At 61.2% G+C, this 14,535-nt stretch carries 11 protein-coding genes and 1 pseudogene; 5 read left to right on the forward strand and 7 right to left on the reverse strand.

All coding sequences use genetic code 11. The annotated features are described in order from the left end of the window. Positions 1 to 178 precede the first annotated feature (178 nt). Positions 179 to 361 (forward strand): annotated as a pseudogene (locus tag OBACDRAFT_RS29870) (non-canonical purine NTP pyrophosphatase); the annotation flags it as partial. Between the two features lie 119 nt (positions 362 to 480). Here the strand turns inward: OBACDRAFT_RS29870 and OBACDRAFT_RS14040 are convergent. After that, positions 481 to 1,995 (reverse strand): hypothetical protein, encoded by a 1,515-nt coding sequence (locus tag OBACDRAFT_RS14040; RefSeq protein ID WP_043586608.1) that lies wholly within the window; start codon positions 1,993 to 1,995, stop codon positions 481 to 483. Between the two features lie 338 nt (positions 1,996 to 2,333). On the opposite strand from OBACDRAFT_RS14040, the gene rimO reads away from it, so the two are divergent. The 4 genes from rimO to OBACDRAFT_RS14065 all read left to right on the forward strand — a co-directional run bounded on the left by rimO (position 2,334) and on the right by OBACDRAFT_RS14065 (position 6,934). Next, positions 2,334 to 3,755, forward strand: coding sequence for a 30S ribosomal protein S12 methylthiotransferase RimO (gene rimO / locus OBACDRAFT_RS14050; protein WP_043586611.1), 1,422 nt, complete (start codon positions 2,334 to 2,336; stop codon positions 3,753 to 3,755). 325 nt (positions 3,756 to 4,080) lie between these two features. Continuing rightward, complete coding sequence (locus OBACDRAFT_RS14055) at positions 4,081 to 5,601, forward strand: DNA-3-methyladenine glycosylase 2 (protein ID WP_052362009.1); 1,521 nt, start codon at positions 4,081 to 4,083, stop codon at positions 5,599 to 5,601. Continuing rightward, the gene (locus tag OBACDRAFT_RS14060) at positions 5,598 to 6,137 is read left to right on the forward strand and encodes a methylated-DNA--[protein]-cysteine S-methyltransferase (RefSeq protein ID WP_043586612.1); all 540 of its coding nucleotides are present in this window, start codon (positions 5,598 to 5,600) and stop codon (positions 6,135 to 6,137) included. Before OBACDRAFT_RS14055 ends, OBACDRAFT_RS14060 begins: the two co-directional genes overlap by 4 nt. Before the next feature lie 44 nt (positions 6,138 to 6,181). Next, on the forward strand, positions 6,182 to 6,934 hold the full coding sequence (locus OBACDRAFT_RS14065; RefSeq protein WP_081722064.1) for a lysophospholipid acyltransferase family protein: 753 nt from the start codon (positions 6,182 to 6,184) through the stop codon (positions 6,932 to 6,934). 343 nt (positions 6,935 to 7,277) lie between these two features. Here the strand turns inward: OBACDRAFT_RS14065 and OBACDRAFT_RS28925 are convergent, their stop codons facing one another. From OBACDRAFT_RS28925 to OBACDRAFT_RS14090, 6 genes are all read right to left on the reverse strand, one after another. After that, positions 7,278 to 7,439 (reverse strand): hypothetical protein, encoded by a 162-nt coding sequence (locus OBACDRAFT_RS28925; protein ID WP_198529907.1) that lies wholly within the window; start codon positions 7,437 to 7,439, stop codon positions 7,278 to 7,280. 28 nt (positions 7,440 to 7,467) lie between these two features. Further along, complete coding sequence (locus OBACDRAFT_RS14070; RefSeq protein ID WP_043586613.1) at positions 7,468 to 9,078, reverse strand: sodium-dependent transporter; 1,611 nt, start codon at positions 9,076 to 9,078, stop codon at positions 7,468 to 7,470. Positions 9,079 to 9,262: 184 nt separating this feature from the next. Then, positions 9,263 to 10,060, reverse strand: a complete 798-nt coding sequence (locus OBACDRAFT_RS14075; protein ID WP_043586614.1) for a class I SAM-dependent methyltransferase — start codon at positions 10,058 to 10,060, stop codon at positions 9,263 to 9,265. Between the two features lie 105 nt (positions 10,061 to 10,165). Then, on the reverse strand, positions 10,166 to 11,500 hold the full coding sequence (locus OBACDRAFT_RS14080) for a Gfo/Idh/MocA family oxidoreductase (RefSeq protein ID WP_043586616.1): 1,335 nt from the start codon (positions 11,498 to 11,500) through the stop codon (positions 10,166 to 10,168). A gap of 12 nt (positions 11,501 to 11,512) precedes the next feature. Further along, on the reverse strand, positions 11,513 to 12,688 hold the full coding sequence (locus OBACDRAFT_RS14085) for a TolB family protein (RefSeq protein ID WP_157837081.1): 1,176 nt from the start codon (positions 12,686 to 12,688) through the stop codon (positions 11,513 to 11,515). Positions 12,689 to 13,016: 328 nt separating this feature from the next. Further along, the coding region (locus OBACDRAFT_RS14090; RefSeq protein ID WP_052362014.1) for a right-handed parallel beta-helix repeat-containing protein at positions 13,017 to 14,535 on the reverse strand (1,519 nt) is incomplete at its 5' end.

Consider the following 14,535-nt stretch of genomic DNA (forward strand, 5'->3'; position numbering starts at 1 on the left):
CGCCCCGAAGGTCCAACATCCAACGTCGAAGGTCCAACATCCAAGTGGGTTACTGTTGTGCCAATGAGGGAGCGGGGCGTCGGGCGCATTACGTGTGCGTGTTGCTGCTACGCGGACCGGGCGGATTGGAGGCGGTGTTCGAGGCGCGGTGTCACGGACGGTTGTTGGTGGAGCCGAGGGGGGGGGGGGCTTTGGTTACGATCCGCTCTTCGTGCCGGAGGCCGACAATCCGGAGGGCCGGACGTTTGCCGAACTGGGCGATGATTTTAAAAACAAACACAGCCATCGGGGGCTTGCGTGGACGAAGCTGGTGGAGTGGCTGCGGAAGAAAAATGCGAATGGCGGAGGGCGGGTCTCTTGACCCATCCGGAAAAACGGAAGGGCGGCGTTTCGCACCGTCGGCGGGGATTGGCAGTAAAACCCGCCCTCCCCCCGTGGCTGTCGTCTGCGCAACATCAGCCATTTTGACATGCGCATGCGCTATGGGGATTTTGTCGCAGCGAAACCGAAAAGGCCGCGGCGCTTGATCGCCTCGGCGACGGGTGCGGGCACGAGTTTTTCCCAAGTCGGATCGTTGTCCTTGATGCGCTGGAGAACGTCGCGCGAGAAGATGTCGAGGATCGCGGTGTCGTAGCCCACGATGGGTTCGAGGTAGTGGTTTTCGAGCAGGTGCGCGTAGAGGTTTTGCAGGTGGTCGTCCACTTGCAGGTTTTTGGCGGTGATGAGGACGTGCGAGGCAAAGTTGTTGCCGGTGCCGGTGGCAGGGGAGGGGAGGGGGCCGGAAGGGGAGGCGGCGGGCGCGGGGTGGCCGCTGGCAAGGTAGCGTTCGTAGGCGTGTTGCTGCATCGGATACACGTAAAGTTTCACGGCGTTGCGGAAGAGACGGCCAAAGTTTTCCAGAATGCCGCCTTGAAGGTGTTCGTAGTATTTCTCGTTGAACACCTCCACGAGGTTGTTGATGCCGAGGGCCACGCCGATCATCTCGTCGGTGTAACGGCGGAAGTAGGTGGTGAGCCGGTAGTATTCGCTGTAGTTGGAAATCAATACCGTGAGGCCGGTGTCGCCGAGCAGGTCCACGCGCTGGAGAAAATCCTGCGGGTCGAGGCGGCCGTCGGTGAGCAGGTTGTTCATCGTGATCTCCATGAGCACCACGATGTCCTTGCCCTTGACGGGCGGCTCCTGGAGGAACTGCGCGCAGGCGCAGTTGAGCATGTCGATGTTGACGTGCGTGACGGGCCGGAAACTGCCTCGCTCCACGAGGACGGGTTTTTTGTGCAGCACTTCGGAAGGCTGGAGCACGTCGCCGGCGGGGCCAAACATGATGGCGTGGGTAAGGCCGTGCTTGACGAGGAGAAACGACATGAGGCGGTTGTCCACGCCGGAGAAGGCCGGGCCGCTCATGGTGAGCATGTCCACCTCGATGCGGTCGGCGCCGACGTTGTCGAGCAGCGACTGGATGAATTTCTCCGGGTCGTCACGGTAGTAGAAGGTGGCGTAGGCGAGGTTGGTGCCGACGATGCCGAGCGCGTCCTGTTGGAGGAGGTTGTCCTTGTCCCACATGCGCACGTGGAGAACGACGTCGCTGGTGGGGCCGTGGGGCTCGGTCTGGAAGCGCAGCCCCATCCAGCCGTGACACTCGTTGGTGCCCTGATAATTGCGGGCGGCGACGGTGTCGGCGAAGACGAAAAAGGTGGTGGTGTCACCGCGTTTGGGGTCGAGGCGTTCGCGCAGCAATTCGTATTCGTGCGCAAGCATGAGCGAGAGCCGGTCGCGCGAGACGTAGCGGGAGGACTTGCCGTAGATGGCATCGCTAAACGTCATGTCGTAGGCCGACATGGATTTGGCGACCGTGCCTGCCGCGCCGCCCGCCTGGAAAAAGATGCGCGCCACCTCCTGCCCGGCGCCGATTTCGGCAAAGGTGCCATACTTGGCCTCGTCGAGATTGATGGTAAGCGCCTTGCGGTTGGTGGTCAGGAGAGGGCCGGGTTTGCTCATAGTGGTGTGGTCGGGAAGGAAGTGGATGGGCAAAAGACACAGGAAGAGGGGGAAAACTCAAATCCTGCGCGTCCAAAGTCGGCGGCTTTTATCCGCAGTGCCCACCGCCGTGCTTGACTCCCCGGCGGGGCTCGGCCCTGCTGGGCGTTTCATTTTTTCCAAACCCATGGGCAAACAATACAACAAGGTCATCAAGAAGAAGCGCCGCGAGGCTTACGCCAAACGCAAGAAGGTCGCAGCCGCGGCCACCGCCAAAAAAATCAAGGCCAAGAAATAACGCTTCCCGATCAATTCAGGGAACCGCGACCCGCGAAGGCCGCGGTTTTTTTTATGTTTTTATGACGACCACGATCAAAGTCAGTCTCGTCTCACTCGGTTGCGCCAAGAATCTCGTCGATAGCGAGATCATGATCGGCCATCTCCATCAGGCCGGCATGTCCGTGGTTCCGGAAACGGACCAGGCCGACGTCGTCATCGTCAACACCTGCTCCTTCATCGACTCGTCCAAGGAGGAATCGATCAACCACATCCTCGCCGCCCATCAGGCACGCGGGCTCTCCAAGCGGCGCAAGGAACAAAAACTCATCGTCGCCGGTTGCATGTCGCAGCGATTTTCCAAGGAACTGCCCGCCGCCATGCCCGAGGTGGACGCCTTCATCGGCCTCGACCAACTCACGGGCATCGCGCCGATCATCGAGGAAATCACGGGACGCAAACGCGGCAAAAAAGACGCGCCCGCCAACTTCATTGAAGGCCGCTCCACCTACATCCCCGACTACGACACGCCGCGCTTCCGGCTCACCCCCAAACACACCGCCTACATCAAGATCGCCGAAGGCTGCAACCACCCGTGCGCCTTCTGCATCATCCCGCAAATCCGCGGACGCCACCGTTCGCGCTCCGTCGAGAGCGTGGTGGCCGAGGCCCGCCGCCTCGTCGCCGAGGGAGTAAAGGAACTCAACCTCATCTCGCAGGACACGACCTACTTCGGCATGGACACTTGGGAGCAACGCCCCAACCCGCGCTCGCCCGTGGACTCCTCACGCGGCACGGCGTTGACCACATTGTTGCGCGAACTCAACGCCATCGAAGGGGATTTTTGGATACGCCTGCTCTACACGCACCCCGCGCATTGGAGCGACGAACTGATCCGCACCATCGCCGCGTGCCCCAAGGTCGCCCGCTACATCGACATCCCGCTCCAGCACATCAGCGACCACATGCTCGGCCTCATGCAACGCGAGACGAGCGGCGCCTACATCCGCGACCTCATTGCGCGCATTCGCGCCGGCATTCCCGGTATCGCCGTTCGCACTACGTTCATTGTCGGCTTCCCCGGCGAGACGCCGGACGACGTGGAGGAGCTTTGTCATTTTATTCGCGACACGCAGTTCGAGCGATTGGGCGTTTTCCGTTATTCGCAGGAGGAGGGGACCAAGGCCGCGCGCATGGTCGGCCAGCTTTCCTTCAAGGCGAAGGACGCGCGCTGGCACCAGACGATGAGCCTGCAAAAAGAAATCGCCGCGCAGGTGAGCGAACGTTACGTGGGTCGCACCCTGCGCGTCCTTGTCGAGGAGCCCGGCATCGCCCGCGGCGAAGCCGACGCGCCCGATATCGACGGACGCGTCTATGTGCCGCGCGAACTGCCGGTGGGCGAGTTTGCCGATGTCACGATCACGGGTTTCGCCGACTACGATCTGCTTGCGCTGCCGCAAGGCGAACAACCGCCCGAACGCAAGGTGGCGAAACAGGCGCAATAAACATTCCTAAGGAGGGCGGGTCTCCCGACCTATACGCGCTAACATCTTTTCAATCGCCACGCATTTCTTGAGATTATTTCAGCAGAAAACAGCGATTTTTAGATTTAAAAGGCTGGTTTGAATCAAAAAATGAAGAAAAAACGAAACATGTTAGCGCGTATAGGTCTCCCGACCCGCCGACGGCGCGAAGCGCCGCAATTCCGGTTCCGGATGGGCGCGGCTGCGCCGCGTCTGGCGGGTCGGGAGACCCGCCCTCCGTGGGGGAAAAATTGCCCCGAAATTCTCAGGACGACAACCGGCGGGGGAATGTGCTACGGTGGCAACCATGCGATTGAGCCATGCACAGATGTATGAGCGCGTCCTTGCCTCCGACCCGGATTGCAACGGACGCTTTTTTCTAGGCGTGCTCACCACCGGCATCTACTGCCTGCCCTCCTGCAAGGCGCGCAAACCGAAGTCGGAAAACATCCGCTTTTTCCCCACCTGCGAAGCGGCCCGCGAGGCCGGGCTGCGCGCGTGCAAGAAATGTCATCCCGACGATTTCGAACGTGGCGCCGACCCCGTGCTCGAAACCATCGAGGCGCTTGTGGCCGAGGTACGCGCCGCACCGCACACGTTTCCCGATGCACGCGCCATCGTGCGTCGTTCCGGATTCGGGACGACGCGTTTGTTCGAACTGTTGCGTCAGCATTATCACACCACGCCGGCAGACCTGTTGCTGCGCGCCCGGATCGACGCCGCGCGCCGGGCGCTCCTCGCCGTCGGCGGCAGTGGCGGCAACACTTCGCTGACGGACGTGGCGGAGGAGGCGGGCTTCGAATCGCAGTCGTCGTTTCATGAGCAATTTCGACGGTTCAACGGCCTCACGCCGTCTGCCTTTCGAGAACTCGCCTCGCCCGGTGCGTGTGGGTTCGAACTCACGCTGCCTGATGGTTATCCGCTTGCGTATTTGTGGCGCACGCTGGGCCGCGATCCGACGGGCGTAACCGAAAAACTGGAGGGCCGCACGTTCACCGCCGCTATCCGGCTGGAAGGGGGGGGGGGGGGAGGGGCAACACTGCTCACCTTGCGATTCTCCGATGACAATCACCATGTGCGCGCGACGATTTCGCACGGTTCCGCAGTCGAAGCGCATGAGGTCGTTACGTGCTTGCTTGGGCTCGCGCAGGATGCTTCGGGCTTTGCTCGATTGGCGCGGCGGTTGGGATTTGCCCGGCTCGTCAAGGGACGCGAGGACTTGCGGCTCGTGCAGACGTTTTCCGTTTTCGACGGTCTGCTCTGGGCGATTATCGGACAGCAAATCAACCTCCCTTTTGCCTTCCAACTCCGCCAGCGCCTCGCCCTCTGTGCAGGGGAACCGGTAGCCGGGGGGGAGGGGGGGGGAGGGGGACTCGTCGCGCTGCCTACGCCTGCAGCCTTGGCGGCGCTCGAACCGGAGGCGTTGATCGCGCTCAAATTTTCGCGGCAAAAGGCGGACTATCTTATCGATGTCGCGCGGCTCGTCGCTTCCGGCCAACTGGATCTCGGCGCGCTCGCCGCCATGTCCGCCACGCGGGCACAACGGACGCTGCTGGCGGTGCGCGGCTTGGGGCCGTGGTCGGTCAATTACATCATGATGCGGTCGCTTGGGTTCGCCGATTGCGTGCCTTACGGCGACACAGGCGTGACGAGCGGGCTGATGCGTTTGTTCAAACTCGAAACGCGTCCTGATGTGGATGCGACGCGCCGTTTGATGTCGGTATTTTCTCCGCATCGCAGTCTTGCGACCGCTCACCTTTGGCAACTCTTACAAGCGCCGCCGTCGCCGCTTCCCGTTTCGTCTTCACACCATTTTTCTTTGTCATGATTTTTCACTACGACACTTTTTTTGTTTCACTGCTGGGCGGCGAATTTTCCATCGCGCTGGATGAACACGGCAGCGTCGCGGCGACTGCCTTTGGCGGCGTCGATGCGCTGCGGGAACGTTTTCCCCGTGCTTCCGCTGACGCTTCCGCATCCTCTGGCTTTTGTCTGGTGCGCGACGCGAACCGCGTGCGTCCGGCACGCAAACAAGTGGAGGATTATTTTGCCGGACGACGGCGCGAATTTGATCTGTCGCTGGCGGCGCAGGGCACGGAGTTTCAGTTGCGCGTGTGGGCGGCGTTGAGCGCGATTCCGTTTGGCGAGACGCGCAGCTACGGTGATTTGGCGCGCGCTCTGAAGTCATCGGCGCGTGCGGTTGGGCGGGCCAATGGAGCCAATCCAATCGCGTTGATCGTGCCGTGCCATCGCGTGATCGGCGCGGATGGTTCGCTGACGGGTTTCGCGTTTGGCGAGGATGCCAAACGCCGTCTGCTCGCCCACGAAGGCGTGGAGCCGTGGGCGTCGGAACTGGCTTTGTAATTGTTGTTGGCATGACGTTCCGGTAGCGTCGTCCGTTTTCAGCAATGTCCAGTCCGAGTGACGATCTTCCTTTAACCGCGCCTGTCGCGGCTGCCGCCGGGCGTCCGGCAGCGGTCAAAAAACCTGCGCAGGTTCATTGCGTGCCGAGGTGGCAGTTTGTCGTGCTCTGGCCTCTGGCCATGTTCGTGCGTCTTTGGAATGCCACGCTGCGCATCCAGGCCAGCCCGGCGGCGGAGGCGATATTCGTCCGGCACGACACGCCCATCGTGGTCGCGCTCTGGCATAACCGGCTCTTTATCATCGGTGATCTGGGGCGTCGTTATCGTCCGGACTGGCCGCTCCACGCGCTCATCAGCGCGAGCAAGGACGGGGCTTGGGCGGTGGCGTTTTTTGAATTGCTCGGTCTCAACGCGGTGCGCGGCTCCAGCAGCAATTTCGGGCGCGAGGCGATTTATGCGCTCACCGATGTGTTGCGTCGCGGCGACGATATCGGACTGACCCCCGATGGTCCGCGCGGGCCGCGTTATGCTGTGAAGCCGGGCGCGACTCTGGTTGCGCGGCGTGCGCGTGCGCCGATTCTCGTTTTTGGCGCGGCGTTTGAGGCTGCTTGGAAGTTGCGTGGTTGGGACGCGTTTCGTTTACCGAAACCGTTTTCCCGCGTGCGGCTTCACGGGCGTTACATTGAGGCGGACGATCTTGAAAGCGGCGAGGCCGGGGCGGAGCAACTTCGCGAGGCTTTGCTCGCACTCAATCCTGATGTCGAAATCGATCCGACCCGGTTGGAGTGCGTGGTTTAGGATTCAGAAGAATTAACCACAGAGACACCGAGGCACAGAGGAACAAAACACGGAGGTCTTTCGACGTTTTCAGTGGCCTCCTTCTGCACCTCCGCACACGGGCGAAATTCAAACTTTAACCGCGAATGAACGCGAATGGTCGCGAATAAAACCAATGGATTTCGAGTGGCTTTCATTTATTCGCGTCTATTCGCGGCCATTCGCGGTTGGCTCGTGCAATGAGCTCAAACACCGAAAATGTTGAAAAACCAACACAGAGCCTAAATGAAACGGAAAGAGAGGGGGGGGGGGGGAGGCCGGAGAATTTTGTGGGTTCGATCTTTGTGCCTCGGTGTCTCTGTGGTTAATTCTTCTTCGGTTTTGATTCAGTCTTCCCGGATTTCCCACCGCCGCGCAGCACGCGTATGAGGGTCCACACGCACAGGGCCGTCACGAAACTTACGGACAGGATCAGGTTGATCCATCCCCCTACGGTAAGAGAAGCCGTCGTTATTGTGGTCGTCATGGTAGTTGTAATTTAGATACCCTCGCGGTCATCTCCGGTAAGTTTGCGCGGTGGGTTTGTAGCGCCAGCGCCGCCCGGCGAGCGCCACGAGACCGACCGCGAGAAGCATCATGGCGAGGATGAAGCCCGCCGTGAGTTGCGCCACCGGATTGGCGGCGTCCCCGATCAATTCGCGCACATAGCTGGTCGGTTTGAACTGCGCCGATGCGAAGCTGAAATTCCAGCCCAGGATGGAATCGAGGACGAAGATCGCAAATATTCCGCCCAGGTAGAGCGGCGTCACATAGCACAATACCCGGCGGAAAAAACGGGGAACGCGCAACAAGGCCCCCCGGTGCATTTCGCGCCAGCTTTTGTCGATGCCGATCACCCACGCGAAAAGGATCACGATCAGCAGCCCCTGAAGATAAACGCCCACGGTGCCTACCCAGAAATCAATCGTGTCGAGCGCCTTCAAGTCCTTGGAGAAAAACCAGACGAATCCCGTTCCGATCACCAGCAACGTTGCCAGCCAGGTGATCGACACGGCCCGCCGCATCCGGAACGCTTCTTCGAGAAAGGCGATGGTTGGTTGCAGGATCGACAGCGAACTTGTGATCGCCGCCAGAAACAGGAGCACGAAGAACAGCGCGGCAAAGACCGGGCCACCCGTCATGTGGGAAAACACTTCCGGGAGCACAATGAAGCCGAGGGCGAACGTTCCTTGTCCGGCCACGCCCGCCGCGCCGAGAAACATGAACGCGGCCGACACCGTGGTGAGTCCACCCAACACCACTTCGCAAAACTCATTGGCGCCCACTGCGGTCAGGCTGCTCAGCGTGATGTCGTCGGTTTTTCGCAGATAGCTCGCGTAGGTGATGATGATGCCCAGGCCGATCGAGAGTGAGAAAAAGATCTGCGAACCGGCGGCCAGCCACAACTGGGGGCTTTTCAGACTTTGGAGAATGTCTCCGGGGTTCCACATGAAGCCCAGGGCGGAGAGCACGTTCAACTCCGGCCTCGTCGCGTCGGGGGTGCCCAGCGTGAGCACCCGCACCATGATGACGATGGCGATGAGAATCAGCACTGGCATTCCCCAGCGGCACGCCAGTTCGATGCCTTTGGAAAGACCGCGGTAAAGGAAGAACAGGTTGACCACGATGACCAGCACGACGAACAGCCCCACGTCACTGAGCCCGAATTGCAGGGCCACCCCGTTTGAGCCCGCGCCCGTGTAGGTGGCGAAGAACTCTTTGTAGCTCATGCCCGGTTCGCTCAGGTTTCCGGTCAGGGCGTTGAGCGCGTAGCCGAGGCACCAAGCTTCGATGTAAACGTAATACATGCAGACCATGAGCGGCACCATGAAGCCGAGCGCGCCGAGGTATTTGGCCCACGGACGCCGGAGCAGCGCGTGGAAAATGCCCGGCGAGGAGTGATAACCAAAATGTCCGCCGTGCCGGCCCACGGTCCATTCGGCCCAACTGACGGGGATGCCGATGACGAGCAGGGAAACGAAATAGGCGATCATGAAGGCGCCGCCGCCGTATTGGGCGGCGAGACCGGGGAACCGGAGAAAATTTCCCAATCCCACGGCGCTGCTCGCCACGGCGAGGATGACACCGAAGCGGGAACTCCATGCTTCTTGCTGCGAACGCGACATGGGCGGCGATGCAAGCGCGCATACATAAGGCGGCAATCGCTAAAAATCAGGCGGTCGGGGGGGGGGGGAGGTGTCCCCGCCTGCCCTTTTGCCAGCTCCGACATTGGATGTTGAGCGTTCGGGCAAAGCCCGCCCTCCCCCCCCCCCCCCCCCCACACACACACACGCCACGCACGGCAGGCAGTCAGGAGGTGCGAAACCCGAGCAAGGCCCTGAACTCCACGACCTCGGTCACAACGCCATTCACGGCCTCCTCATTCAGGATGGCCCGGAGTTTTTCGAGCACCGGCTCCAAGTCCGCCCCCAGGCGTTCTAGGGACGTGCTTGATTTTGACAGGACACGGTCGATGTGTCGCTCCACTGGCGTCCCGATCTTTTGGATGACGGAGATTTGCTCGACCCGGTTGAATTGTGATTCGAGCAGATACGACAAATGGGGCTTCCAGTCCTTCCCCCGTCTCACCGTGTAGTCTTCGTCGCGGTTCGTGTAAGGTTCCAAAACCGCCTGAATGCGCGTTTGCCAGTCGTTTGCCGGCACCTTGCAACGGGAGTCGTCAAAGAGCGCCACGACGCCGTCGGCGGGCGTGAGGTCCAGCAGCATTTCGAGTGTCGCGGTCCGGTCCATCCAGTGAAAGGAGCGTCCCATGGTGACCAGCCGGAACTGCCCCAGTTCCGGTGCTAGATCATAGCTGCTTCCCTGCCGGAACGAGACGTTGGCGGTCGCGTTCTCATGACGGGCGTAGTGTTCGGCCTCGCGGAGCATGGCGGGCTCGGGATCGATGCCGATCACCTCCCTGGCATGGGAGGCGAAAGCGACGGCGAGAAACCCCGGCCCGCATCCGAGATCAAGCACGCGATCCTGCGCGGTGAGTCCCGTGAGTGAAGCCACGCGACTGATCAGGGCGGGCGGATAGGAAAGGCGTCCACGAACATAATACTCGGCGGCGCTTTTGAAGCGGTGCGGCACAAATTTGATCGGCATGATGTGCTGCCACTCTAATCCGGCGAACGAACGTAGTTCAACGTTCGCTTTCACCCTTCACTCTCCAGTGCGCGCGTGGCAGACGGCGGGGGGGGGGGGGGAAGGCTAGACCAGTTCGCCAAGTCGGCGGGCGTCGGGGCGAAGTGGATACAGGTCGGTGATGCGAATGGGCTGGCCGGTGGCGATGCTGCGGTTGGCGGCGGCACCGACAAGGAGTGAGGCCGCGCCTTGTTCGTGACCGGCGTTGCGATGATCGGGGTCGGGGGGGGGGGAGGCGGAAAACATTTGCTCCTGGATGAGTGGATCGGCTCCGCCGTGTCCGCCTTCGGGCATGATGATCGGGATGTCTTCGGGATCGCCAAAGAGCTTTTGGAGTCGGAGCGAGGAACTGCGCGAGGTGCGCGGGTCGTGTTTGATGTCGCGGTCGCCAGTAATGATGTGCGCGGCGTGTTGCTCGGTGTATTCAAGGCGTCCGGCGTCGCCACTGATGGAGACGCGGAATCCTTCGCAGGGACTGTACGCATTAAGTGAATACGAGGCCATGACGCCGGTGCGATAACGGAGCGTGAGGCTCATGCTGTCCTCAATGTCGATGCCGTCGCGAAATACGTTTTCATCGCGGATGTAACCGCTGTCGGCCTCGGCCTGACGATAGATCGCGTTGAGCGTGGGGTCGCCTTCGAGGTTCATGCGGAAGGGGTCGCCTGCGGATTCGGGATGGCCGGTGTAGCGCGGGTAACGGGTGAGCTGCTCTTGTCCGCGAGCGATGGCGTTTTGTTTGCCGTAAAAGACGAGGCCGCCCATGGCAAAAACGGTGTCGGGGATGGCGTCGATCCACCAGTTGATGAGGTCGAAGTGATGCGTTGATTTGTGAACGAGCAGGCCGCCGGAATATTTTTTGTAGCTGTGCCAGCGGCGGAAGTAGTCGGCGCCGTGGGCGGTGTTGAGCATGTATTCAAAATCCACGTGTTTGACGGTGCCGATCGCGCCGGAGGCGATGAGTTGGCGGACGCGTGTGGCACCGGGTGCCCAGCGGTAATTGAAGGTGGTGCGCACGCGGCGTCCGGTGCGACGCACGGCGGCGTCGATGGCTGCGAAGTTTTGCGCGTCGGTGGTGAGTGGTTTTTCGGAGATCACGTCGCAACCGGCGTCGAGCGCGCGCACGATGTAGTCGTGGTGGGTGTAGTCGGGAGTGCAGACAATGATGGTGCCGGGTTTTTGTTCGGCGATCATGCGGTCGAAGTCGGCGGCGGCGTAGTCGGGGACGGGGGCGATGCCGTATTCGGCGACGAGGCGGTCGCGGTGATAGCGGCGTCGCGTGGCGGAGGTGTCGCAGAGTCCGACGAGTTCGGAGGTTGAGCGGTAGGTGTCGGCAATGGGGTCGATGAACATCGGGATGCGTCCCCCGGTGCCGACGGCGGCGTAGCGGTGTTTGGTCATAAACTGAAGGTGCTAGAGGTGAACTTCGTAAACGTTGGCTTCGCCTTCACGATTGGAGGCAAAGACAACTCCGCCGCCGGCGAGGGTTTGCAGCGGGTGGCAGTGATGATCTTGGTTCGCGCCAAAACCTTCCCGCGAATGGTGTCGGCAGAGCGGGATGAGCGCTGGGCGGTTTTGCGTGTCGGGACAAATCATTGCGATGTGTTCCGGTGTATCGACGACGGACCAGCGGGGGTTGTTCATCGGGGTGGCGTGCATCAGGGGAAGGTCTTCCAGCGCGTATTCAAAAATGGGTGATCCGGTCCAGTCTCTGGCGGCCACAAAGTTGCGGCGGCGGGCCTCGCCGTTTTTTTCGTATCCGCCGTGATAGATGATCCAGGGTTGGTCGCGGGCGAAGTTTTCGTGATTCACCCGCATTCCGTTTTGTTCGAACAGGGGATGATGGCTGCCGTCGGATTCCACGCACCAGATGCGGGGCGGGGAACCGTGGCGCGATGACTGGGGGCCTTCGGAGTTGACGAGGAGTTTGCCTGAGTCGTCGGGAGCGAAATTCACATGCGTGACCCAGAATGGGAGTTCCGCCAGAATGCGGCTGCGACCGGTGGCGGTTTCAATAAGATAGATTCGCGAGACGAGTCCTTTGTCCTTTAATCGTGGATACATGTTGTCCAGTTGTTCCCATTGCGTGGACTGGCCGGGCGGGAATGCGTCGGGGTGAGTGCACGGGACGCAGAGCCAGCGTCCGTCGGCGGAGACGTGCGTGAAGGCGGTCCACCAACCCGCAGGCAGCGTGGCGAGTTTTTGCGGGACGCGGTCACCTTCTAGCGAAACGCGCCAGACTTCGTATCCTTTTATGTAATACAGGATGTTGCGGTCTGGGTCGAGGCAGGGGGAGGATTTGCCGATGCCGGAGCGGTTTTCGGAGGGATAACAATAGCTGGCGAGGGAGCCTTGCGTGTTGTTGGTCAGGCGATGGATGAGGCCGGATGCGCGTTCGATGGCAAAAAAGTTGGGCGAGCCGCCGTCTCTTTCTGAGAGGAGAACAAGCCAGCGGTCGTCTCGCGTTACGCTGGGCGAGGTGAAATAAAGGGGGCGATCCAATGCGGGTGACGACGTCCATTGCGTGACGCGGGCTCCGGTTTCGGAATCGGTAAAAATGCAACGTTCGGATGGGAGGGGGGAACTCACGTTGGGCAAACAAGCGCGGAGGGTGTGGCGTTGGCGAGTGGAAGGAATGGGGGCGTCAGAACGGTGTTCTGCTAATGGAACAGGGGGCGTTGTCTTAACGGTAGGGAGGCCTTTGTGCCCTCTGCCGAGGGCAGCCCTTCGGGCCATCGCCTTCGGCGATGCCATCTCCGCGCTGCTGCGCTCCGTCCGAGGCCTCCGAAACCACGCTGCAATTACCTGCGAACTTAGTATTTTCAGACCACGCACAACGGAGGCCTCGGAGAGGCCTCCCTACCAGGTAGGTGATGGCGATAGTTGCAGGGGCTTCGCTTGCGAAGCCCTCATCGGCTTATTCGATGATGACGTTGTCGGAGTGGTTCACACTGATGTCGCGGTCGGTCGTGAGTTGGAAGAGGGTGCCGGATTTTGGGGAGGGAGTTTGGAAGGTGTCGCGTATTCGGTTTCCTGTTACGTGAATGTTGCGCGCTTGGTTGATGTGGATGGCAGGGCCGCCGGTTTGTTCGATGGTGTTTTGTTCGATGCGGATGTTTTCATTGCGCATGGCGGGGCGGGGGGAGTCGGGCGTCTCGCCGCGATAGAAAACTGAGATGGCTCCGGGCGCGTAGGTGGCGGGGCGTTGGTCGTAGCCGACACGGCGGATGGTGTTGTTGCGGATGGTGACGTTGTCCACCCAGCCGGCTTCGCGCCAGAAGGCGAATTCGGGGCCGATGGTGATGGCGGCTTGTTTGATGTTTTCGATGAGGTTGTTCTCGGCAATTCCGTTGGAGGCCATGAGGCGCAGGGCGCGTCCGCGGTGGTCGTGAAAGTGGTTGTCGCGAATGATCCAGCCGGGGGCGGAGATGGCGGGGAGTTCAAGAAAATCGCCGGTTTCCAGCGGCAGGGGGTCGGAGAATTCGAGGCGATAAACGGTGAGTTTGCCTGCTTTCACTGCGGCGGATTTCCAGGTGCGCGCAGCGAGTTCGGAAAAATCTTCGGCGGGGTGGGGATCGACGGTGAAACGAACGACTTTGGAGCGGCCTTTTACGTCGAAGGTGTCGGGAGCGAGGCTTCGTATTTCGTCGCCGGGTGCGATGATCGAGGCGAAGGCTTCTTGTGGGTAGGGTCGGAGGAGGCTGACGGTGCGGCCGTCCACGCGGGCGACAAAAAAGGTGATGCCGTGGAGGTTGATGGAGTCGTCGCCCATGAAGGAGAAGTCGCATTGTTCGACGAGCGGGCCGGTGCGGGCGTAGGCGTAGTTGAGGCCGTCGGCAGAGGTGGAGAGGAGGCGGGGAATGGTCGCGCCGGGGGGGAGGGGACCGCGTTCGATTTTGTAACGAAAGACGTTTTTGCCGTCCATGTAGCGGCAGATGACGCCGATGCTGGGCACGCTGTGGAGGGTGACGTTTTCGATGCGCAGGTTGCTGGCGCGTTCGACGCGGATGCCGCGCGAGTGGCGAAAGTCGAGAGCGACGTAATCGCCGAGGGAGAAGGCGGCGAATTTCGCTTTTTCAGCGGGTGAGAAATACAGGACGCCGCGGCGCGGGGTGAGTGCGGTGGCTTTTGTTGCGTAGATGTCGGGCGCGGTGGTTTTCCACTTGGGGGAGACGGGATCGGGAGAAAAAAGGTGGGCGCGTCCGGAGAGGTAGTGCGGGGCGAGGTCGGGATAGCCGTCGTGCAGGGTGAAGGTGATTTCGCGTTTTTCCGGGTCGATGTTTTCGACGGTGCCTTGGGTGAAGGCGAGTGGGTCGAAGTCGATGGTGAAGCCGCGCAGGGTGAGGCCGTCGCAGTCGGTGGCGAGGATGCCGCCGTCGCGGAGGTTTTCAAAGACGAGCGTCGCTGCGCGAACATCTGGCGTCGAAGCCGTGGGG

The organism is Geminisphaera colitermitum TAV2, from assembly GCF_000171235.2.
Lineage (GTDB): Bacteria > Verrucomicrobiota > Verrucomicrobiia > Opitutales > Opitutaceae > Geminisphaera > Geminisphaera colitermitum.